Origin of the sequence: Christiangramia portivictoriae DSM 23547 (assembly GCF_000423045.1) — a bacterium.
Lineage (GTDB): Bacteria > Bacteroidota > Bacteroidia > Flavobacteriales > Flavobacteriaceae > Christiangramia > Christiangramia portivictoriae.
Map to the genome: position 1 here is coordinate 590397 of NZ_AUHF01000001.1, position 21633 is coordinate 612029.

At 41.2% G+C, this 21633-nt stretch carries 20 protein-coding genes and 1 tRNA gene; 15 read left to right on the forward strand and 6 right to left on the reverse strand.

From position 1 onward, the window contains the following. Positions 1 to 13: 13 nt before the first annotated feature. The 4 genes from G529_RS0102880 (at position 14) to G529_RS0102895 (ending at position 3289) form a co-directional block, all read left to right on the forward strand. Positions 14 to 805, forward strand: a complete 792-nt coding sequence (locus G529_RS0102880) for an alpha/beta fold hydrolase (protein WP_051201322.1) — start codon at positions 14 to 16, stop codon at positions 803 to 805. Then, entirely contained in the window at positions 802 to 1572 is a 771-nt protein-coding gene (locus G529_RS0102885) for a 3-hydroxybutyrate dehydrogenase (protein WP_026914105.1), read from the forward strand. The genes G529_RS0102880 and G529_RS0102885 overlap by 4 nt, the downstream gene beginning before the upstream one ends. Before the next feature lie 124 nt (positions 1573 to 1696). Next, on the forward strand, positions 1697 to 2923 hold the full coding sequence (locus tag G529_RS0102890; RefSeq protein ID WP_026914106.1) for a metallophosphoesterase: 1227 nt from the start codon (positions 1697 to 1699) through the stop codon (positions 2921 to 2923). 69 nt (positions 2924 to 2992) lie between these two features. Continuing rightward, a complete protein-coding gene (locus G529_RS0102895; protein ID WP_026914107.1) occupies positions 2993 to 3289 on the forward strand; it encodes a thioredoxin family protein in 297 nt (98 codons plus the stop codon). On the opposite strand, the gene G529_RS0102900 is transcribed toward G529_RS0102895, so the two are convergent. Further along, positions 3261 to 3920 carry a polysaccharide deacetylase family protein gene (locus G529_RS0102900; RefSeq protein ID WP_026914108.1) on the reverse strand — a complete coding sequence of 220 codons (660 nt, stop codon included), beginning with the start codon at positions 3918 to 3920 and terminating at the stop codon, positions 3261 to 3263. The two genes, G529_RS0102895 and G529_RS0102900, sit on opposite strands and share 29 nt — an antisense overlap. Positions 3921 to 3966: 46 nt before the next feature. After that, complete coding sequence (locus tag G529_RS0102905; RefSeq protein WP_026914109.1) at positions 3967 to 7275, reverse strand: glycosyltransferase family 117 protein; 3309 nt, start codon at positions 7273 to 7275, stop codon at positions 3967 to 3969. A gap of 212 nt (positions 7276 to 7487) precedes the next feature. On the opposite strand from G529_RS0102905, the gene G529_RS0102910 reads away from it, so the two are divergent. From G529_RS0102910 to G529_RS0102945, 8 genes are all read left to right on the forward strand, one after another. Beyond that, a tRNA-Gln gene (locus tag G529_RS0102910) sits at positions 7488 to 7560 on the forward strand. A gap of 1017 nt (positions 7561 to 8577) precedes the next feature. Beyond that, positions 8578 to 9051 (forward strand): UpxY family transcription antiterminator, encoded by a 474-nt coding sequence (locus G529_RS0102915; RefSeq protein ID WP_026914110.1) that lies wholly within the window; start codon positions 8578 to 8580, stop codon positions 9049 to 9051. A gap of 114 nt (positions 9052 to 9165) precedes the next feature. Next, a complete protein-coding gene (locus tag G529_RS0102920; RefSeq protein WP_026914111.1) occupies positions 9166 to 10182 on the forward strand; it encodes an NAD-dependent epimerase/dehydratase family protein in 1017 nt (338 codons plus the stop codon). A gap of 20 nt (positions 10183 to 10202) precedes the next feature. Next, positions 10203 to 10991 carry a 3'(2'),5'-bisphosphate nucleotidase CysQ gene (gene cysQ / locus G529_RS0102925; protein ID WP_026914112.1) on the forward strand — a complete coding sequence of 263 codons (789 nt, stop codon included), beginning with the start codon at positions 10203 to 10205 and terminating at the stop codon, positions 10989 to 10991. A gap of 35 nt (positions 10992 to 11026) precedes the next feature. Next, positions 11027 to 11902, forward strand: a complete 876-nt coding sequence (rfbA, locus tag G529_RS0102930) for a glucose-1-phosphate thymidylyltransferase RfbA (RefSeq protein WP_026914113.1) — start codon at positions 11027 to 11029, stop codon at positions 11900 to 11902. Beyond that, on the forward strand, positions 11899 to 12915 hold the full coding sequence (rfbB, locus tag G529_RS0102935; RefSeq protein ID WP_026914114.1) for a dTDP-glucose 4,6-dehydratase: 1017 nt from the start codon (positions 11899 to 11901) through the stop codon (positions 12913 to 12915). Before rfbA ends, rfbB begins: the two co-directional genes overlap by 4 nt. Positions 12916 to 13011: 96 nt before the next feature. Next, positions 13012 to 15363 carry a PAS domain S-box protein gene (locus G529_RS0102940; protein WP_026914115.1) on the forward strand — a complete coding sequence of 784 codons (2352 nt, stop codon included), beginning with the start codon at positions 13012 to 13014 and terminating at the stop codon, positions 15361 to 15363. Beyond that, entirely contained in the window at positions 15360 to 15746 is a 387-nt protein-coding gene (locus tag G529_RS0102945) for a response regulator (RefSeq protein WP_026914116.1), read from the forward strand. The genes G529_RS0102940 and G529_RS0102945 overlap by 4 nt, the downstream gene beginning before the upstream one ends. A 48-nt stretch (positions 15747 to 15794) precedes the next feature. Here the strand turns inward: G529_RS0102945 and G529_RS0102950 are convergent, their stop codons facing one another. The 3 genes from G529_RS0102950 to G529_RS0102960 form a co-directional block, all read right to left on the reverse strand. Next, positions 15795 to 16124: a hypothetical protein gene (locus G529_RS0102950; protein ID WP_026914117.1), complete on the reverse strand. Its 330-nt coding sequence runs from the start codon at positions 16122 to 16124 to the stop codon at positions 15795 to 15797. A gap of 148 nt (positions 16125 to 16272) precedes the next feature. Next, positions 16273 to 16890, reverse strand: a complete 618-nt coding sequence (locus tag G529_RS0102955; RefSeq protein WP_026914118.1) for a metallophosphatase domain-containing protein — start codon at positions 16888 to 16890, stop codon at positions 16273 to 16275. 79 nt (positions 16891 to 16969) lie between these two features. Further along, the gene (locus tag G529_RS0102960; RefSeq protein ID WP_026914119.1) at positions 16970 to 17182 is read right to left on the reverse strand and encodes a hypothetical protein; all 213 of its coding nucleotides are present in this window, start codon (positions 17180 to 17182) and stop codon (positions 16970 to 16972) included. A gap of 148 nt (positions 17183 to 17330) precedes the next feature. Here G529_RS0102960 and G529_RS0102965 point away from each other — a divergent pair, with 148 nt between their 5' ends. Beyond that, the gene (locus G529_RS0102965) at positions 17331 to 18890 is read left to right on the forward strand and encodes a hypothetical protein (protein ID WP_026914120.1); all 1560 of its coding nucleotides are present in this window, start codon (positions 17331 to 17333) and stop codon (positions 18888 to 18890) included. Here G529_RS0102965 and G529_RS0102970 read toward each other — a convergent pair. Then, complete coding sequence (locus G529_RS0102970; protein ID WP_026914121.1) at positions 18887 to 19714, reverse strand: universal stress protein; 828 nt, start codon at positions 19712 to 19714, stop codon at positions 18887 to 18889. The two genes, G529_RS0102965 and G529_RS0102970, sit on opposite strands and share 4 nt — an antisense overlap. A gap of 162 nt (positions 19715 to 19876) precedes the next feature. Here G529_RS0102970 and rimP point away from each other — a divergent pair, with 162 nt between their 5' ends. Beyond that, on the forward strand, positions 19877 to 20338 hold the full coding sequence (gene rimP, locus G529_RS0102975; RefSeq protein ID WP_026914122.1) for a ribosome assembly cofactor RimP: 462 nt from the start codon (positions 19877 to 19879) through the stop codon (positions 20336 to 20338). 12 nt (positions 20339 to 20350) lie between these two features. Further along, positions 20351 to 21583: a transcription termination factor NusA gene (gene nusA / locus G529_RS0102980; protein ID WP_026914123.1), complete on the forward strand. Its 1233-nt coding sequence runs from the start codon at positions 20351 to 20353 to the stop codon at positions 21581 to 21583. Positions 21584 to 21633 lie beyond the last annotated feature (50 nt).

Genomic DNA, 21633 nt, shown 5'->3' on the forward strand with positions numbered 1-21633 from the left:
TCCTGTATAACAGATGATCTGTAAAGCAGAATTAGAAAATGGGATTAGCCTTGAATATCTTGATCGGGGAGAAGGAGAAGTAATTCTTTTTATTCACGGATTGGGATCTACAAAGGCAGATTGGGATCTTCAGAAGGAATTGTTTTCAGAAGAATTTAGGATCATAGCGCCAGATCTTCGGGGACACGGAAACTCTTCAAAACCTAAGCTAAAAGAGGATTACGGAGTTCAAAAGTGTGCAGAAGACATGAAGCTGTTGTTGGATAAATTGAAGATAGCAGATTGCATCATAGTAGGTTTTTCAATGGGTGGCGCGATCGCATTTGAGATGGCTACCAGGTTCAGTGAAAGAATCTCGAAAATTGTCATTGTGAATACCGCGCCAGATTTTAATGCGCTAGGAGAGATGGGAGAGCAAATGGTCGCAGAACGAACTGAAATGTTGAGGTCCCGGGGGATGGATGCCATGGCACAAAAAGTAGCTGAAGGAATGTTTCCTGAAAAGGATCAGAAAGATCTGAGAACAGCTTTTTATTCGAGAGCAAAAGAGAACGATCTGGAGGCTTATTACAATTCTTTTATCACACTTATGGAGTGGGGAATTGGAGATAAGATTAAAACTATAAAGACACCAACTCTGGTAGTTGCATCAGAACTGGATTATACACCGGTGACTTTAAAGCAATCTTACACTTCAGAAATGATAAATGCAAAATTGGAAGTAATTAATGATTCCAGGCATGGAGTAACCATGGATCAGCCAGAAAAATTTAATAAAGCACTTCTAAAATTTTTTAGATCATGAACAGAGTAGCTTTGATAACCGGAAGTACCAGTGGAATTGGCAAGTCTATTGCGATTGCATTTGCTGATGCTGGATACGATATTATGTTTCATGGACTGGAAAAGAATGGCGCAGAGATCGCCGGTAAAATTTGTGAAAAACATTCGGTACGAACAAATTTTTCCAATGCTAACCTGAAGGATCAGGAGGCTATTAAAGAACTTATTGCAACAACAATAAATGAATTTGGAAAGATCGATATACTCGTAAATAATGCCGGAATTCAATATGTCTCCAAAGTAGAAGAATTTCCACTGGATAAATGGAATGATATCATAGCCATCAACCTGAGTTCTGTTTTTGTTGCTTCCAGAGCCGTCTGGCCTTCTATGAAAAGTAATGGATTTGGCAGGATCATCAATATTTCCTCTGTACACGGCATCCGGGCTTCAGAATATAAGTCGGCTTATGTCTCTGCAAAACACGGGGTTATAGGTCTAACGAAAGTTCTGGGTCTGGAAGGTGCAGGCCATAATATTACCTGTAATGCTATTTGCCCTGGTTACGTCAAAACTCCTTTGGTGGAAGGGCAGATCCAAGACCAGGCGAAAGCTCATGGTCTTACCGAAGATGAGGTAGTAAAACAGGTGATGCTTAAGAAGCAGGCCGTCAAAGAATTCATCCCGGAAAGAAAGATCGCAGAATTAGCTCTTTTCTTAGCGAAGGAAGATGCTTCAGCAATTACAGGATCAGCCTACGTGTTGGACGGCGGCTGGAGCGCACAGTAAATTTAATAGTTTGTTGGACAGAGGTAGGATATTTATTTATTCTGCCTTTGTCTTTATTAGTTAAAATGAACTAAAAATCTGTGGCAACCGCAGGATTCCCAATATCTTCGCAAAAAACTACTTAATGCGCTGGTTGATTCTTGCCGTTATCTACATTATCGTAGATCTTTACGCTTTTCAGGCTTTACGGATATTTTCAAAGAATGTTTGGGTAACCTCGTTCTATTTCCTGATTTCGATCATAGTAATTGCTAATCTTTTCTATCAATTCAATCAGCCAAATCCTAACGATGGTTTTGGAGGTGGAAGAGGCTATGCCATAGGAATATTTCTGGCATTTTTTGTAGCTAAAATTGTACTTGCCCTGGTACTTCTGGGTGAAGATTTCTTGAGGCTTCCATTCGCAGGTTTCCAGAAACTATTTGGTTCTTCAGAAAGTTTTTCCATTCCGTCAAGAAGAAAATTTATAAGTACTGTTGCTCTGGGTCTTGCAGCTATTCCATTTGCCGGATTGCTGTATGGGATGGTCAAGGGGCGATACAACTTCAGGGTGTTGCGATATACACTTTATTTCGATGATCTTCCCGAGGCTTTTGATGGTTATACCATCAGCCAGATTAGTGATGTACATAGTGGAAGTTTCGATAATAAAGAAAAGATACAGTATGGTGTTGACCTCTTGAAAGAGCAGGAAAGTGATCTGGTGGTTTTTACCGGAGATCTTGTAAATAACAAAGCTTCGGAGATGGAGAACTGGAAAGATGTATTTTCACAGGTAAATGCCAGGGACGGTGTATATTCTATTCTTGGGAATCATGATTATGGAGATTATACGCAGTGGGAAAGTCCGGAAGCAAAAAAGCAGAATTTACAACGCCTGAAGGATACTCATGCAGAAATGGGTTGGAAGCTAATGCTGAACGATCACAGTCTTATTGAGAGAAACGGAGAAAAGATAGCGCTGGTTGGAGTAGAGAATTGGGGAATTGGCGGATTCAAAAAAGCCGGTGATCTTCAAAAAGCCGGAAACGGACTCTCCAGCAAAGATTTTAAAGTTTTGCTGAGCCACGATCCTTCGCATTGGGAAGAAGAAGTGAAGAAAGACGAAAAACTTTATCATTTAACCCTTAGTGGCCATACCCATGGAATGCAATTTGGGATCGAGATCCCGGGCTGGCTAAAATGGAGTCCTGTGCAGTATCGTTACAAGCACTGGGCTGGAATTTATGAAGAAGCAGGACGCTATATTAATGTAAACAGGGGCTTCGGATTTCTGGCGTATCCTGGTAGAATAGGAATATGGCCTGAAATTAGCGTAATCGAACTGAAAAAAGGACCTAAACCAGCTTAAACCAAAGATTTTCCTATATTTGATGATGGCTGGCAAACACGGTAAACAACCGAAATTAAATACTGAATTATGTCTAAATTTGGTGAACTAGTAGATCTTAATATTCCGGTACTTCTGGATTTTTATGCTGAATGGAGCGAAGCTTCCGAAGCCATGCATCCGGTATTGAGGGATGTCGCGGCAGCATTAGGTGACAAAGCCAAAGTGATCAAGATCGATGTGGATAAGAATTCACAGCTGGCTGAAGCACTGAGAGTAAAAGGTTTGCCCACGCTTATGATCTACAAGGATGGTGAAATGAAATGGCGACAAAGCGGCGAGCAGAATGCAAATACGCTTATTGGCCTTCTAAAGGAACATCAGTAAGACTTTTGAAGGTGAAGCCCTTTTCAGAATAATACCTCAGCACCCGCGGTAGTACTTCCCGAAGGTTTTTAAACGCCTTTTCTGAATCATGGAAGACAATCGTACTTCCAGAGGCAGCATTTTCTATAACGTTCTGGTAGCATTTTTCTGCTGAAAGATTGTGGTCGTAATCACCACTTATCACATCCCACATCACTATTTTATACCCACTTTCCACAAGTGCGCTTGCCTGGGAATTTTTGATTCTGCCATATGGCGGCCTGAAAAACCTGGTTTCTGGATGATAATGATTGTCTTTGAAAGCCTGCTGGGTTTTTTCTGTATTTTGAGTATAAACAGCCTTACTGGATTTCCAGCCGTTCAAATGATTATAGGTATGATTTCCTACAGCATGTCCATTCTTTAAAATGCTTTGGAAAATGTTTGGATTTTTTACGACATTCTCTCCAATGCAGAAAAAGGTGGCTTTCGCGGAATAGTCATCCAACAGATCCAGTACCCATGGGGTGATTTCTGGAATCGGGCCATCATCGAAAGTCAGATAGATGGCATTTTCATCCTGTATCCTGGAAATGCGTTTTGGATAAAGAAGTTTTAGGAGGGAAGGATATTTGGGCAGGAATAGATTCATCAGAATTCAAAAATAAAAAACCCGGCGCAATTGGCCGGGTTTCATTTTATTGCTGGTCACCTTCCAGCGAAACCGAATCCCCGGGTTGCTGTATAGGCATTGCCCCGTCCAGCGCTTCCAGTATTTCCTGTTGAGGAGATCTGGCTTCGGCATCTATTTCTTCATCTTCGCGGTAGAAATGCCTGAATTTTTTAAGGTAGCTGTTAAATTCTTCGGCCTTCTTCCGTGCGGTCTCACGATCTTCGTAAACCATCATGATGTCTACCAGGCCGCGGTAACGTTCCATATCGGTAATGATCTCATCAGCATACCTGTATTGACGCTCTACTTCCCAGCTGCTATAAAATTCCAGGTTCTCCTGGTACTTTTTGGTCACTTTCTCCCAGATCTCTCGTGCTTTCTGAGGTTTATTCACTTCGTAATAACCGGTAATAAAGGGTTCAAGAAGGGTGTAATACTCGTAATACTCTACCGGCATATGCTTCATTCCCAGGTCAAGAATCTCTTCCGCATGGATCGTGTCACCTTCGTTTAAAAGATTTTCAGTAAGCCTGGCCAGGTTGCTTCTATAGGTAATGGAGTTTTTCCTGGTTTCCGGATCATGATAGATTTCTGAAGATCCCATATTACCCCAGTCCCAGTTCTTAACGATATTGTACATCTTCTCTGTATTCACGCGTCCCATATCGAATGGATTTCGAGGGTCTAGAGGTGTCCTAATAGGCACCAGTTTATAAGTAACTCCTTCCAGTTGAAGATAATCCTTCATCCAGAGATAATCATCATCACCAAAACTTCCACCGGTAAAATAAATAGGCCTTTTCCAGTCGTTATTGGCGATGATATCCAGCATTAACAGTCTGTTCTTGTAAAGCACCTGGTCACCAATCTCGATATCTATATGATCAACGATTTCATCGGCTTCAGAGCGATCTACGATATTATTATCCAGAACATTTTGCTTGTCTACCGGAATTCGAACAAATTTAGAAGGGAAAGTGTTGATCATGGAGCCACTTTGCAATTCAGCCATCGTTCTTGGATCTTCATTCTGAATATAATTCATCCAGGTTTTGATGCCCACAGTGTCCTGGGTCACTTCGCGCAGGAAGATCGCGTCATTTTTCCCATTATACCAGTCCTGTGGTAATTGGGACGGGATCGCATCACTGTCAAAAGCCTTTCGTTTCATCTGGTCAATATACCAGTCGGTAGCCAGTAAGCTGGTATTGATCACACGAACATCGGTTCGGTATTTTTCAATCTGCTGTACATACCAGAGCGCAAAAGTATCATTATCCCCAATGGTAAATATAATGGCATTTTCATCGATGGAATCCAGGTACATCCGGGCCATGGTAAGCGCTGTGTCTCTGCCAGAGCGATCATGGTCGTCCCAGTTTTCCGAAGCAAGCAGTGTAGGCACAGCCAGCAAACTTGCGATCACTACAGCCGGAGCCAGAATTTTAGGACCTATTTTACCTTTTAATTTATCGAAGATCGCATAGACTCCAAAACCTATCCAGATCGCAAATACATAAAAGGATCCTACCAGCGCATAGTCTCTTTCTCTAGGCTCAAAAGGTCTTTCATTCAAATAGACTTTTAGCGCAATTCCAGTGAAAAGATAGAACACCATAAGCACCCAGAAATTCTTCTGATCTCTTTTCAGCTGAAAAATGAGTCCGATGAGTCCGAGTAGGAGCGGCAGGAAATAATAGGTATTTCGGCCTTTGTTATTTTTTACATCTGAAGGTAAATTTTCCTGAGAACCAATATGCCATTCATCAATGAAATCGATGCCGCTAATCCAGTTGCCATGAAGATCACCAAATTTACCTTGGATATCATCCTGTCTTCCGGTGAAATTCCACATAAAATAGCGCCAATACATATAGCCCACCTGGTATTCCAGGAAGTAACTGATGTTGGACGAGAAGGAGGGTTTCTCCACATTGATATAATCGCTGAATTGTCGCAGGAAATTATGGTAATCCTCCATATCCCTTTCACCACGTGCAAACTGGGTGCGGAATGCATTTACCGCGCTTATCAGTCTTTCTTCGCTCTGGAATTCTGGTTTGATGGTAAATTCCAAAGGACCGGTGAATTCCATGTAATTGGTGGCATGTTCAGTACTCCACATTCTTGGGAGAACAGCCTTATGATCATCGTCCAGGTTCTGGCGTGCGTTCTTGTATTCATTTACGATCACGTATTTACCAAGTTCCTCGTCTTTCTCATATTGAGGTTTTCCATCGCGATAAGGATTGTTTTCATCCAGCCCGGAATACATTTCAGACCATTGCGGGCCGTAAAACAAATGCGTTTCCCCGTATTGCTCACGGTTATAATAGGCTAGCAGCTCACGCGCATTATCCGGACTGTTTTCGTTGATCACGGTAGGCGCATTACTTCGTACCGGAAGCATCACCCAACTGGAAAAACCAATCAAAACGAATAAAACACAGAGCAAAAGCGTATTGTACTGGTACAGGTTACGCTTGCGAGTGAAATTAATGAGGAAATAAAATACGGCGATAATCGCCAGAAGAGCGATCACTGTTCCCGTATTAAACGGCATTCCCAGCGAATTGGTAAAAAATAATTCAGAAGCAGAAAAGAACGTAAGAGTGTATGGTAAAAGAAGTTTGAAGATAAACATCAGAACTGCGACCACGACCACATTGGCGATGATAAAGTTTTTAACGGTTACCTTTTTGTAGTTTTTAAAGAAATAAAGGAATCCGATGGCCGGTAAGGTTAGCAGACCCATGAAGTGAACCCCGAAAGAGAGTCCGATGACCAAAGATATAAGAATGATCCAGCGGTTGCCTCGGGGAGTAAACATATCCCGCTCCCAGAGCAGGCCTAAGTAGAACATGACAGACATGAAGCATGCGGCCATGGCATAAACTTCGGCTTCCACAGCATTAAACCAGAAACTATCGGTAAAAGTAAATGCAAGCGAGCCAACCAGCGCACTACCCAGCACGGCTATTTTTTTGGAATCGGTAAGAGTTTCACGAGGTCCGGCAATCTTTAGAACGAGCAGGCTGATAGACCAGAACATGAACATGATAGCTACAGCACTGGCAAAACCAGACATAAAATTGACCATGAGGGCAACCTGGGTATTGTCTGCGGCAAAAGTGGCGAAAAATGCGCCCATCATTTGATAGAATGGAGCTCCCGGCGGGTGACCAACTTCCAGGTTGGCAGAGGTAGCAATATATTCACCGGCATCCCAGAAACTTGCCGTTGGTTCCAGAGTAAGTGTATAGGTGGTTAAGGCAATAAGAAATACCAGCCATCCCAGGATCTTATTCCACTTACTAAAGTTGAAATCTGTCATAAATACTCGTGTAATTCTACTAAAGTGGCGAATTTAATAATAATATGCTGAATGCTTTACAAACGGAATGGAAAAGCAAATATTTTGGAAGTGCCTGGAAATGAATGTAAATAATATCTGCTCAGAAAAAAATCGAAATTTTAATAAAAATCTTTTTGAAAAAGTTTGTGCGATAGAAATTTTGTCTTAAATTTGCATCCGCATTTAAGCATTGGCCTATGGTGTAACTGGCAACACGTCTGGTTTTGGTCCAGAAGAGTCTAGGTTCGAGCCCTAGTAGGCCAACTAAAATGTTAAAAACCCAAACTGAAAAGTTTGGGTTTTTTTTGTTTACAAATTTTCAGGATGATAAGCTTATTCTGAGCTTATTCCAGCAAGCCTGTCGAGCGAAGCTTAAGTACGTCAACAGCGTGTTATCCAATCATTCTTATGGTCGGTTTATTTAAAAGTAAAGTACTTCACCTCAAATCCTGATCCAATCTCGATCCCACCAGCTCTTTAGTAATTAGTCTTATCGCAAAATTTGTAATGGACAATCTAATGCCATCCTGAGCCTGTCTAAGGGAGCCTGTCGAAGGGTGTATTTGGAAGAATGTCTTTTTTCAAACAAGCTTATCATATATAAAAAGTATCCGATTAACCTATTACCACCCTGAGCCTGTCGATGGATGTTTATCCTTAAAAAATCCAAAAGTATAATTCTAATGTGCTTCCGATTTAATTATGCATAAATCTGTACTGAGAAATATTTTCAGTTTTCTCAATATCATATTAATGCCACCCTGAGCCTGTCGAAGGGTGGATTTGGAAGATTGTCTTGTTTAAACAAGTTCACCATACATAAAAGTATAAGACTAATCTGTTACCACCCTGGCTTGTCGAAGGGTTTGGAAGAATGTCATGTTTTAAACTAGCTCATCATAGATAAAAAGTAAAAAGACTAATCTGTTACCACCCTGAGCCTGTCGAAGAGAGCCTGTCGAAAGGTGCTGTCGAAGTCAAAAAAATAATGCAGATTAACCAATCTATCAAAATTCTTCTTCTTACTTCTTCGGAAGGAGTCGAATGCTGAACTTTTATAGACATTCTATAGAAGCTTCAGGTTGAGGCAAATTCGTTTTTTTAACTCTGAAAATTTCTGCTAAATATCCATTTAGAATCAATCATTTAATAACCGCTGTTCTGAGGCAATGGGATTCAGACTTATAAAAAATTGTTCCGCAGATTTAAAATGCCGAACTTGCATACTCATAATTTAATGACCCTACTGTGAAATCGAACAATCTTTAAATCTATCGCAGTATGCCGTGGTATGTAGCCAGAACAAAATCACAACATGAGATCAAAACTTCAGAATATCTATCCAGAACAGGAGTAGAGGTATTCTGTCCCACCATCGTGGAAGTCCGCCAATGGAGCGATCGCAAGAAGAAAGTAACCGTTCCGTTATTCAGGTCTTATATTTTCGTAAAGGTCAGTGAAAGTGAAAGGTCAAGGGTGTTCGATGCTCCCGGGGTTCTTGGTTTCTTAAACTGGCTCAATAAACCGGCCATTGCCAGGGATGCAGAGATCGAAGCCATAAGATCCTGGCTTAATAATGATAAACTATCAGATCTACAGGTCAGCGATTTTAAACCCGGAGACCAGGTAAAGCTAAAATCGGGTAAAATGGCGAATCAAACCGCAGTGATCAAAGAGGTAGGAGACAAAAAACTGAAACTTATCCTGGAAGAACTGGGCTGGATACTAACCGCCAGTGTTCACGACGTGGTTTAGGAATACTAAGTTCCTTAAAATTATAAATTATCGGTTAATTCCAATATTTTAGCAGCCAGCTGGCAGTAAACGCGTTATTACTCTGGTTTCTTAATATATGAGCTTATAATCTTTATGAAGATATTAGTTACCGGAGCAGCCGGATTTATTGGATTTCATCTGTGTAAAAAACTTTTACAGGAAGGTCATACCGTAATTGGCCTGGATAATTTGAATGATTATTACTGCACTTCCTTAAAATTAGCAAGACTGGCAGAACTGGGAATCATTACAAAAGCAGACTCCGGGTATCATCTGCCAGTAAAGAGTCAGCAGTATCCCAATTTTACTTTTCATAAGATGGATCTTCAGGATCGGGAAAATTTGCCTGCGCTTTTTAAAACCTATCAGTTTGACCTGGTGTGCAATCTGGCTGCTCAGGCTGGAGTGCGCTACAGCATCGAAAATCCCCAGGCATACATAGACAGCAATCTTGTGGGTTTTGCAAACATTCTGGAATGCTGCCGACTTTATAATATCAAAGATTTTGTGTATGCCAGTTCTTCCAGCGTTTACGGACAGAATAAAAAAATTCCCTTTTCCGAAGAAGACAGGGTAGACGAGCCCGTAAGTCTGTATGCGGCAACAAAACGCAGCAGTGAACTAATGGCATATACCTATAGTCATCTCTACGGAATACGCTGCACGGGACTACGATTTTTTACGGTCTACGGACCCTGGGGAAGGCCAGATATGGCGATGTTCTTATTTGTGAATGCGATCAAAAATGAGGAGCCTATTCGCGTTTTTAACGAAGGAAAGCTGGAAAGGGATTTCACCTTTGTGGAGGATATCATTCATGGAGTGAGCGCAGTGATCAATGATGCTGCTGCAGATAAAAATTCCTTATGCCGCATCTTTAATATTGGTAATAGTCAGCCGGTAAAACTGCTTGATTTTATCGAGGAGATCGAAAAACAGCTGGGAGTAACGGCTAAAAAGAATTTAATGCCCATGCAGCAGGGAGATGTGAACAGAACCTGGGCAGATTCCCGGCCGCTCATGGAACGTTATGGATATCAACCCAGGGTGGATATCAAAGAAGGAATCAAACAATACCTGCAATGGTTTGAGATATTTTATGACAATTAAAGATGCTTGAAAAAAAAGATATGCAGAAGAATTTAGAGCTTGCGATCAAAGCATCCCTGGAAGCGGGAAAAAGGGTCATGGAGATCTACGAGCATGAAGATTTTGAAGTGGACTTTAAAGGAGATGACTCTCCGCTTACAAAAGCTGACCTGGCTTCACACAAGATCATTATGCAACATCTTTCTGCGACAGATATTCCGGTGATTTCAGAAGAAGGCAGAGATCTTTCGTATGAGGAACGTAAGAACTGGTCCAGCTTATGGATCGTGGATCCCATCGATGGCACCAAAGAATTCATCAAAAAGAATGGTGAGTTTACCGTGAATATAGCCCTGGTAAGAGATCAGAAACCTGTGCTGGGAGTCATTTATGTTCCCGTACTTCAGGAATTGTATTATGCTTCAGAAGATGTTGGCTCATTCAAGGTAGAGAGCATTATTGATTTTGACGGAATGGAAAGTCTGGAAGCTTCCGCAGCAAAACTTCCGAAGAAAAATGAGAATAAAAGGTTTACGGTGGTCGCGAGTAAATCCCATCTTTCCGAAGAAACCAAAGACTATATCGAAAAGCTGAAAAACGAGCATGGAGAAGTAGAAAGCATCTCCAAAGGAAGTTCTTTGAAACTTTGTATGGTCGCAGAGGGCAAGGCCGATGAATATCCTCGTTTTGCTCCTACCATGGAGTGGGATACAGCTGCGGGACAGGCGATCTGTACTTTTGCCGGCAAGACCGTATACGATCATAAAACCGGAGAGGAAATGTTGTACAATCGCGAAAACCTGCTGAATAACTGTTTTCTCGTGAAATAACTAGCTTTGCAGCGAGGCGATCTAAAATATAGAAAATGAAAGGAATTATTCTTGCCGGAGGTTCAGGCACCCGATTGTATCCTATTACCAAAGGGGTTTCCAAGCAACTGCTGAATGTGTATGACAAACCCATGATCTATTATCCATTATCAGTATTGATGCTGGCCGGGATCAGGGAAGTTTTGATTATTACGACCCCTGAGGATCGCAGCAATTTCGAAAAACTGCTGGGTGATGGAAAAGATCTCGGCATGGACTTTCAATATGCGGTACAGGAATCACCAGATGGTCTTGCACAGGCTTTTGTCATTGGAGAAAAATTTATTGCTGGCGATGATGTTGCTTTGATCCTTGGAGATAATATTTTCTATGGGCATGGATTTACCAGCTTGCTACGGAAGTCGGTTGCTACGGTGGAGCAGGAGCAGAAAGCCGGGGTATTTGGATATTATGTCAACGAGCCTTCCAGGTATGGAGTGGCAGAATTTGATGCTGAAGGAAATGTACTCAGCGTGGAGGAGAAGCCGGAATTACCAAAATCCAATTATGCGATCGTAGGTCTGTATTTTTTCCCAAATTCGGTCGTGGAAGTCGCAAAAAATGTAAAGCCCAGCAAAAGAGGTGAACTGGAAATCACTTCCGTGATTCAGTCATATCTGGAGGATCAAAATTTGAAAATGGAGATCATGCATCGTGGTTACGCCTGGCTGGATACAGGGACCCATGAATCTATGCTGGAAGCAGGGAATTTTATTCATACCCTTGAAAAAAGACAGGGACTTAAAGTAGCCTGTCTGGAAGAGATCGCCTATGAAAAAGGCTATATAAGCAAGCAGGATCTGGCGCAACTGGCAGAAAAGCTGGGGAAATCATCTTACGGAGAGTATTTGTTAAAAAGAGCAGGAAAATGAATGATTTAGAGCAGAAGGTCCTGGTGACGGGTGGTGCCGGTTTTATTGGTTCCAATTTTATAGCCTATTATCTGGAGGAATATCCGGAGGTGGAGATCATCAACCTGGATGCGCTTACCTACGCCGGGAATCTGGAGAATCTTAGTGAAGTGGAAGCCAATCCCCGTTATACATTTATAAAAGGAGATATTCGTAACCGTGAACTGCTGGAAAAGATCTTTCAGGAATATCATATTATTGGAGTCATACATTTCGCTGCGGAATCCCATGTGGATAATTCGATCAATAACCCGGGAGTTTTTATAGAGACGAATGTGAATGGAACTTTTAATCTACTGGACGTGGCATTCAAGACCTGGATGAAAGGGCCGTTCGAATATAAAGAAGAATACGAGAATAGCCGTTTCCATCATATTTCCACAGATGAAGTATATGGAAGTCTTGGTGAAACAGGTCATTTTACAGAAGAAACTCCGTATGCACCGAATTCCCCGTATTCAGCCAGCAAGGCAGCATCAGACATGGTTGTACGTAGCTATCACCATACCTATGGCATGAATACGGTGATCACCAATTGCTCCAATAATTACGGACCAAAACAGCATGCTGAAAAACTGATTCCTACCATCGTTAGCAAAGCCCTTAGCGGGGAGGAGATTCCCATCTATGGTAATGGAAAAAATGTGCGTGACTGGTTGTTCGTACTGGATCATGTAAAAGCGATCAGTCTGGTTTATGCGGAAGGGAAAGCCGGAGAAGTTTACAACATCGGCGGGGACCAGGAAATGCGTAACATCGATATTGCTCACAAAATATGTAGCCTGTTGGATGAATTGCAGCCAAAGGCTTCGGGTAGTTACAGCGACCAGATCACCTTTGTAAAGGATAGGGCGGGTCATGATCTAAGATATGCCATCGATGCCAGTAAAATTAAATCCCAGTTGAACTGGAAAGCTACATCTGGTTTTGAGGAAGCGTTGAGAATAACTTTGGATTGGTATTTTGGGTCGTAGATCAGCCATCAACCTCCAGCAAAAAAGTTATTCATATTTGGTTATATTTGAATCTTAACATTTCAAAGCCTCGTTCAGCTGGCTTGAACTTACTGAATGTCAAAAACTAACCACAACCCGAACCTGTCAGGTTTAAACCTGAAGCTTTTGCTGATCTCCCTGTTGAGTGCTTTCGTACTGGTGGTGCTTGGCTTTTTTATTCTCTGGCAGCGCTACCAGATCCTGCTGGATGACCGGCAGACAGAAATGTCTCATATGATCGATGTGGTAGGCCAGAATATTGACCAGTCTCTTAAATATTCTTACTCTGCAGCGCTGTCTCTGGCCTTGCAGATCGATGAAGAAGGAGAGATAGACAATTTTGAGTTGATCGCTTCGCAGCTTGTGGATAATAACCCAAATATCGATGCGATCCAGATCGTACCCGACGGCGTTATTACCAAAGTGTATCCGTTTGAAGAGAACAGGAACGTCATTAATTACAATATTCTCGAAGATCCGGCCAGGAATGAAGAAGCTTTTGAAGCCATCGAACGCAAGCGCATGTTCTTTGCCGGGCCTTTTGAATTAAAACAGGGTGGTCTTGCGGTGGTTGGTCGGCTCCCGGTTTTTATAAGTAATGAATTCTGGGGTTTTGTGGCGGTCATCATCAAATTCGATAATCTCATCCATCAATCAGGAATCCATGAATTATCAGGGGACGCTTATGAGTTTCAGTTTTCCAAGATAAACCCGGTTTCAGACCAAGAAGAATTTTTCCTGGAATCACGGCCAGATCTGCATGAAAGTTATTCCGAAGTAATTACTTTGCCAGATGGCGAGTGGCGTTTGTACATTATTCCGCAGTCACAACATCAGCCATTCCTACGACTTATTCCGGTGGCTTTGCTTATCATTTTTCTGGGAGGCGCCATAGCTTATATTGTTTACCAGGTGCTAAAAAGACCTGTGATCATGCAGGAGCAAATGAAGTCCCAGGCCGGGGAGCTTGCTGAAAGTGAACAACGGTTCAGAACGATCTTTAACCAGGCGGCGATTGGGATGGCCCGTCTCGATACCAATACCGGGATCATTCTTGAAACCAATAAGAAATTCCAGCAATTACTGGGTTATCCTGAAGATGACCTGGTAGGAAAGTCTCATATAGACATTACACATCCAGATGATAATGAGAAAAACATTGAACTCATTGAGAAACTTCGAAATAATGAGATCAATCATTACAGCCTTCAAAAACGCCTGATAAGAAGCGATGGAAAGATCATCTGGATCAACCTGAGCGTATCTCCACTATGGGCAGAAGGTGAACAGGCCACGTCTCAGATCGCGCTTATAGAAGATATCTCTGCCAGGATGGAGGCAAAGCAATTATTGATCGATAATGAAAATCGCTTTCGAGCGCTCGTGGAAAACAGCGACGAGATCATTCTAATTGTTGATACTGAAAATAGTGTTCGCTATTACTCTCCGTCTCTGGCCAAGGTTTCCAAATATGAGCAGATCGATTTTACTGCAAATGGCGTATTACACTATATTCATCCGGAAGATCATGATCTTTTACGGCAGAAGATCGAATATTCTTATACGAAACCCAATATGCCTATCGCAGATATTATTCTGCGCGTAAAGAACGCTGAAGATCAATGGTTCTGGGTAAATGCGACACTTACCAATATGCTGGATGTGCAGAATGTAAATGGTTTCGTGGTGAATCTTCGGGATATTACCGAAAAGCGTGAGGCAGAACTGAACCTGGTGAAATCCTACGAGCTGGTGATGGAACAGAACAAACGACTGCTGAATTTTGCGTATATCGTATCCCACAACCTGCGATCACACGCCAGTAACATGCAGTCTATTCTGGAATTGTATGCTGAAGAAGATTCTGTAGAAGAAAAAGATCATTATATACAATTGCTTCAGAAGGTATCGGGGAACCTTGACCAGTCGCTGCATGATCTCAATGAGGTGGTTTCCATTAGTACGAACATGGACATTGGGGTACAGAATATCAATGTGCGCAAAACACTGGCGAAAACATTGGAAATTCTGATTCCGCAGATCAATCGAAAAGATGCCAGGATACGCAATAATGTTCCAGAAACCATGCAGGTTTCCTTTAATGCTGCATATATGGAAAGTGTATTGCTGAATTTTCTAACCAACGCATTGCGTTATACCGATAGTTCAAGAACTCCCGAAATCGTTATTTCAGGATACCAGGAGAATAAGCGATGGGTGCTGGAAGTAAAGGATAACGGGATTGGAATAGACCTGGATGCCTACGGTGATAAGATTTTTGGCCTTTATAAAACATTTTCAAGTAGAAAGGACGGTCGTGGCGTTGGCCTCTTTATTACTAAAAATCAGATCGAAGCGATGGGTGGGTCGGTAGCAGTAACCAGTACGCCCGGAGTGGGGTCAACTTTTAAAGTTTATTTTAAATGACAGATAAAATTGCAGTGATAGACGATGACGAGGTCTATCAAATGATCATTAGCAGGTATATTGACAAATCTGGTGTTTACAGGCAGGCAGAATATTACCAGTTTCCGCAAGAGGCTCTAAAATACTATACTGACACAAAAGATAACTTACCTTCCGTAATGTTACTGGATATCAATATGCCCTTGATGGATGGCTGGCAGTTCCTGGAAGCGCTACAATCCAGATTTCCTGATGTTTATGAACATACCAGGATTTATATAGTTACTTCCTCGATCGCTTTTTCAGACAAGGAGCGTTTTGAAAATTTTCCGGGACTAGCAGGTTTTCTTTCGAAACCTTTGAATGTAGATAAATTAAGAGAACTGGGAAGAAATGAAGAATAAAAAGTCCGGTGTAGGGACCGAAACTTTATAAATAACAGGGGAACGTTATTAGGCTGCTGAGGTAATATTGTAATGAGATAAAATGCTTTCATAGAAAAAGATGCTTTTTTGATCTTTCTTCAGGCAGGACTTCAAAAATCTCTCCAGGTCCATGCACTCGAAAGTGATATTGGTATATTTTCTCTGTCCAACCGGTAGTTGTAGCTCGATGGTTTGCTCAGCGTAATTAATCTTTACGTTTTTAGCTTCAAAATACTTTTTGACGATGGCTCTGTGCATTAGTTCAAAGTTCGAACCATCCTGATTTTTATTGGAAATGCTAAAAGAAATAAGATTTTTTACTTCATCAATTAACTCCGGGGTAGTAAAATTGTTCATTTTAAGCATGTTGTTTAGGTGTATTGTTGTACTGACTTCCATGGCTAAATTACTATTAGACAGCCTAAAAGCTGTTAATAAAAATCTAATACTTGTCTTATTAATAAATTTTTAACCTTCGCTCCCTGTTTCTGCTAAGGATCATAGCTTATAAATCCATAACTATCGGTGAACGCATGATGCGGCCGGCCTCGTCAAGAATGGAAAGATTGTAAAAAGAAGTGTTCTCTCTTTTCAGGTAGCCGGAAGAGTAATGAATATGTCCAAACAAATGGATTTGAGGCTGAACGATGTGTAATGTTTTCAACAATTCTTCGCAACCAAGACGCTCTCCGGAAGCAATTTGGTCCATAATGCCGTAAGGAGGCGTATGAGTAATAAGAACATCTGTATCTTTCGGGATCTTATTCCAGTGCCTGCGCATTGAAACGCCTCTTTCGCGATTGAAAGCCCAGTTTTGCATCCCTGGAGTTACCGGGGATCCCCAGAATTTTTTTTCTTCGATGATTAATTCCTGGTCCAGTAATACGTCTATGCCCTCAGGAATTGCTTTTAATAAGTCTTTTTTCTCAAAATAGAAATCATGATTCCCAGGGACGAGAATCTTTCGTGGATGAGGTTGTTCATTCATCCATTTTAAAAAATCGTTGGTCTCATTTCTAGTACCGCCGTCGGTACAATCACCGGCATGTATGAGGATATCTCCTTCCGGAATCGGGAGATGATGATGCAAATTATGGGTGTCTGCGAGACAAACCAGTCTCATGTTTTTTCGATTGGTTGAGTTATAAACAAAAAAAATCCGTTGATGCAAATCAACGGATTTAATTCTTCTTTCTCAATTATTATTCTTCATCTTCCGATCCAAACTGGAGCGTCTCTCCATTGATTGGTAAGACTTTATTGATCGTTTTCAAAATTCCAAAGGCGACAATCGCAGCTGTAACTACGAAAAATATAAATTTCACCAGCAAACTTTCACTGATTACAAGACTGTAAAACCCGAGGAATAACTCGACCATTACAAATAATACTTTTACACCGACCTTTAAAAACATTTTTTTCTGATTATTACTCTGCAAATATAGCTTCAGAAAAGCTTAGGTTGAAAGTTTGGAAGCAAGTTTGACGAATATTTAACTTTGGTAACTTCTGGCTCACAATCTTTTAAGTTAAATATTCTTAATTCAGGTAGAATCATGCTTCATGAATAGTATTTTGGCGCACCTAAATCCTGGTAAATTGAAGAAGTCAAACAAAATCGCTCTTGGAGTTTTGATAGGAATTGGTGTTCTGGCTATCCTTTTAATCGTGGCAAACAATATTCTGGAGAGCAGGATCAAAAAAGGTATTGAGAAAAATCTGGACTCTGCCAACGCTGTGTATGAAAAGGTGGACGTAAAACTCCTGGATCGCTCTGCGGAAGTGATCAATGCCGCGATTGATATTCGTGGTAAGATGCTGAAAGTGGATACGATCAGGCTTAATGATATAGAGATCCTCGAATATCTTACGAAAAAGAATATCATCATTGGTGATCTGAAAATCGCCAATCCTGAAGTTAAGATCTTTAAACTTCAGAAGAAAGACCAGGATTCTTCCAATTCCAAAAAACAGAGTAGTTTAAAAAATAAGATCAGGATCAAATCTGTAAAAGTTTCCGGAGGAAGACTTAAGATCTTTGAGAAAGATAGTGCTAACCATAGGTTCTACTCCAAACTTCGGGACATCAGCATGGAGCAGGTACGTATCGATTCTTCTTCCTTAAAGGAATCGGTTCCTTTTAATTATGATCTCATCCTTCTTAATATTGACAGCCTGTATTACGACCTGAATGATCTTCAGAAATTATATGTTGGCGATCTGGTGATACGAAACAATGATGTAAAGGTGGCAGATCTTCAGTTAAAGCCTAAGTTTTCCAGAAGTGAACATCAGCAAAACATCAGCAAGGAAACAGATTGGTATGATCTCGAGATCGATAGTATTGGCATCAGTGATTTTACATGGAGTCTGCAAAATGACAGTTTGAAAATTGGAAATTCCCTTACCCGCATAGATAAGTTCAATTTTGTGATCTACCGGGACAAACTGCAATCAGACGATACCAGTATCAAGCCTTTATATAGTGAAATGCTGCGTAAGATGCCTGTACTTATTGAAATTGACAGTATGAGTCTGACTAATGGATATCTTAAGTATGAGGAGAAGATCCATGCAGACCGCGAACCGGGTACTGTAGATTTCTCCAATATGAATTTCCAGATCAATCATATTTCCAATGTAGGAATGGACAGCAAGGATTTCCCCGAAACCATGATCAGGGCACAGGCAGATTTTATGGAGTCTGCTTCCCTGAATGTTCGCTGGACTTTTAATATTGCAGATACTCAGGATCGATTTAATATTCGCGGGGAACTTGGCAGGATCGCAGCAGAACAGATCAATGAATTTATGAAACCAGCCATGAACGTACAGGCACACGGGGAAATTGAAGATCTGTATTTCAATTTTTCAGGAGGTCCTTATACTGCCAAAGGTGATATGCGCCTGGAGTATAAAGATTTTAAGATTGAAGTGCTTCAAAAGGATGGCCAGGAGAAGAATAAAGTGGTTTCTGCCCTGGCAAATCTCATTGTGAAAAACAAAGCGCAGAATAGCAAGGCCAATCATAAGGATATCACTGTGGAGCGAGATCGAACAAAATCTTTCTGGAATTATCTGTGGAATATGATCAAGAACGGAGCTTTAAAAGCGTTTATTTAAATTCTAAAGGTCACCACCGGGCGGTTGGCATGGTTTACAAGATCCTCGCTAATGCTTCCATTAAAAAAGTGAGCGAGACCTTTGCGACCGTGAGTGCCAATTCCAAGAAGATCTGCTCCGCGCTTGCGTGCGAAATTCAGGATGCCCTTTTCTACGCTTAAGTCATTATAGATATGAATATTGGGTTCCAGTTCAGGAAATGCTTCGGTAAGTTTCAATATCCTTTTGGTGGCTTCCGCAGTACTTAAAAAATCATTGGGTGTATTTACAAATAAAAGATGCATTTGTGTGTCGATCGCACGCGCAAATTTCATTGCTCTGGAAAGCACATTTTGCTGGTCTGTGGTCGCATCTGTAGCAAATACAAAGTTTTCGATTCTAAAGTCGGGGATTTCGTTTTTTATCACCAGTACAGGAATTTCAGAATTACGAACGACCTTCTCTGTATTCGATCCAATAAACATCTCCTGATAGCCGCTTGCACCATGGGAACCCATCACGATCATTTCACAATTCTTCTCCTGGCTAATTTCAATGATACCTTCGAAAGCCCGGTGGAACTGTACCGTTTCGTGAACGCGGATTCCTTCAAGGTAGTCTGCTTTTTTCAGGCTTGAAAATCGTTGATGCGCCAGTTTCATGAAAAACAAGGCTTCAGGCACGTTATGGCTGCTGCCGTGGACTGGGTCTATAAGCATCATGGGCAGTTCCAGCATGTGCAGCAGATAGATCTCACTGTCGAATTTTCGAGCCAGCTGCGCCGCGACCTTGAGGGCTTTTTCAGCCTGATCGCTAAAATCTGTGGGAACCAGGATATTTTTCATAATTCGAAGTAATAGATTGAAGATGAAGTCTCTATTAAATTTACGAAGAATATTTCATTTCCCCTGGCGTTTTTATACTTGAAAAATATTGCTATATTTGCAGCGTTGAAACTAAAATTTTGGTACAGCGAGGGGACAGAAGTCCCCTCTTTTTATAAACATATGCTGAAGGATAAAGTAGAAAAATTAGCAGAGCAGGTTTTTGAAGAAAATAAAAACTTATTTTTAATAAGCCTTGAGATAAACTCCGCTAATCACATTAAGATCGTAATAGACGGTGATGAAGGAGTTTCAGTAAATGATTGTATCACAGTAAGTCGCGGTATCGAGCACAATCTCGACAGGGAAGAGGAGGATTTTTCTCTGGAAGTGACTTCTGCAGGGGTTTCTGAACCTCTGAGCATGCCAAGGCAATACAGCAAAAACATAGGTCGCAGGCTTAAGGTGAAAACTGAGAACGATAAGTTTGAAGGGGATCTTATCGCTGCAGACGAAAAGGAGATCAAGCTAGCCTGGAAAGCCAGGGAGCCCAAGCCGGTAGGCAAAGGGAAGGTCACAGTGGATAAAGAGGCAACATTGTCTTATGATGAAATTGTGGAAGCGAAAGTTAAAATAACATTTTAATCACAAATTGATATGGAAAATATCGCGTTGATTGAATCATTCTCAGAATTCAAGGATGATAAGCTTATAGACAGGGTAACGCTCATGGCGATCCTGGAAGACGTTTTCAGAAATGCTTTAAAGAAAAAGTATGGAGAGGACGATAATTTTGATATTATTGTAAACCCTGACAAAGGAGATCTTGAGATCTGGAGAAACCGGATCGTCGTTGCAGATGGTGAAGTGGAAGATTCCAACAGGGAAATTTCTCTTACTCAGGCCAGAAGGATCGAACCCGATTTTGAAGTTGGTGAAGATGTTTCAGAAGAAGTAAAGCTTATTGATCTTGGAAGAAGAGCTATTTTGGCATTACGCCAGAACCTCATCTCAAAGATTCATGAGCATGACAACACGAATATTTACAAGCAGTTTAAAGATCTTGAAGGAGAAATTTACACTGCAGAAGTTCATCATATAAGGCACAGAGCCATTATTCTCCTTGATGACGAGGGGAATGAGATCGTGCTTCCTAAAGACCGCCAGATTCCTTCAGATTTCTTCAGAAAAGGAGAAAATGTACGCGGGATCATTGAAAGCGTGGAATTAAAGGGTAACAAGCCAACCATTATCATGTCGCGAACCGCACCAGGTTTCCTTGAGAAGTTATTCGAACAGGAAATCCCTGAAGTTTTTGATGGTTTAATTACTATCAAAAAGGTTGTTCGTGTTCCTGGTGAAAAAGCGAAAGTAGCGGTAGATTCTTATGATGATAGAATCGATCCTGTTGGTGCTTGTGTAGGTATGAAAGGTTCCAGAATTCATAGTATCGTACGTGAACTGGGGAATGAGAATATTGATGTGATCAATTTCACCAATAATGAGCAGTTATTTATCACCCGTGCACTGAGTCCGGCGAAAATAACTTCCATTAAGATGGATGAAGAAGCTAAGACTGCTGAGGTTATGCTGAAGCCGGAAGAAGTTTCCAAAGCGATTGGTAGAGGTGGGCATAATATTAGATTAGCTGGTCAATTGACGGGTTATGAAATTGATGTTTATCGTGAAGGTGTTGAAGAAGATGTGGAATTAAAGGAGTTTACAGATGAAATTGAAGATTGGGTAATAGCCGAATTTTCAAAAATTGGTCTGGATACTGCGAAGGCTGTACTGGAACAGGATGTTGATGATCTTGTGCGTCGTACAGATCTTGAGGAAGAAACCATCAAAGACGTCATGTCGGTTCTTCGCTCAGAATTTGAAGAATAATATTTTTTTAATATAGAATACATTAAAAGAGGTTAATTTAGAGGGCAATT

Coding starts and splice junctions, on each gene's coding strand:
- G529_RS0102885 (WP_026914105.1), top strand. CDS start 802: ATGAACAGAGTAGCTTTGATAACCGGAAGTACCAGTGGAATTGGCAAG.
- G529_RS0102915 (WP_026914110.1), top strand. CDS start 8,578: ATGCCGTGGTATGTAGCCAGAACAAAATCACAACATGAGATCAAAACT.
- G529_RS0102950 (WP_026914117.1), bottom strand. CDS start 16,124: ATGAACAATTTTACTACCCCGGAGTTAATTGATGAAGTAAAAAATCTT.
- rfbB (WP_026914114.1), top strand. CDS start 11,899: ATGAATGATTTAGAGCAGAAGGTCCTGGTGACGGGTGGTGCCGGTTTT.
- G529_RS0102965 (WP_026914120.1), top strand. CDS start 17,331: ATGAATAGTATTTTGGCGCACCTAAATCCTGGTAAATTGAAGAAGTCA.
- G529_RS0102905 (WP_026914109.1), bottom strand. CDS start 7,275: ATGACAGATTTCAACTTTAGTAAGTGGAATAAGATCCTGGGATGGCTG.
- G529_RS0102955 (WP_026914118.1), bottom strand. CDS start 16,890: ATGAGACTGGTTTGTCTCGCAGACACCCATAATTTGCATCATCATCTC.
- G529_RS0102945 (WP_026914116.1), top strand. CDS start 15,360: ATGACAGATAAAATTGCAGTGATAGACGATGACGAGGTCTATCAAATG.
- rfbA (WP_026914113.1), top strand. CDS start 11,027: ATGAAAGGAATTATTCTTGCCGGAGGTTCAGGCACCCGATTGTATCCT.
- G529_RS0102960 (WP_026914119.1), bottom strand. CDS start 17,182: ATGTTTTTAAAGGTCGGTGTAAAAGTATTATTTGTAATGGTCGAGTTA.
- G529_RS0102970 (WP_026914121.1), bottom strand. CDS start 19,714: ATGAAAAATATCCTGGTTCCCACAGATTTTAGCGATCAGGCTGAAAAA.
- nusA (WP_026914123.1), top strand. CDS start 20,351: ATGGAAAATATCGCGTTGATTGAATCATTCTCAGAATTCAAGGATGAT.
- G529_RS0102940 (WP_026914115.1), top strand. CDS start 13,012: ATGTCAAAAACTAACCACAACCCGAACCTGTCAGGTTTAAACCTGAAG.
- cysQ (WP_026914112.1), top strand. CDS start 10,203: ATGCAGAAGAATTTAGAGCTTGCGATCAAAGCATCCCTGGAAGCGGGA.
- G529_RS0102900 (WP_026914108.1), bottom strand. CDS start 3,920: ATGAATCTATTCCTGCCCAAATATCCTTCCCTCCTAAAACTTCTTTAT.
- rimP (WP_026914122.1), top strand. CDS start 19,877: ATGCTGAAGGATAAAGTAGAAAAATTAGCAGAGCAGGTTTTTGAAGAA.
- G529_RS0102880 (WP_051201322.1), top strand. CDS start 14: ATGATCTGTAAAGCAGAATTAGAAAATGGGATTAGCCTTGAATATCTT.
- G529_RS0102920 (WP_026914111.1), top strand. CDS start 9,166: ATGAAGATATTAGTTACCGGAGCAGCCGGATTTATTGGATTTCATCTG.
- G529_RS0102895 (WP_026914107.1), top strand. CDS start 2,993: ATGTCTAAATTTGGTGAACTAGTAGATCTTAATATTCCGGTACTTCTG.
- G529_RS0102890 (WP_026914106.1), top strand. CDS start 1,697: ATGCGCTGGTTGATTCTTGCCGTTATCTACATTATCGTAGATCTTTAC.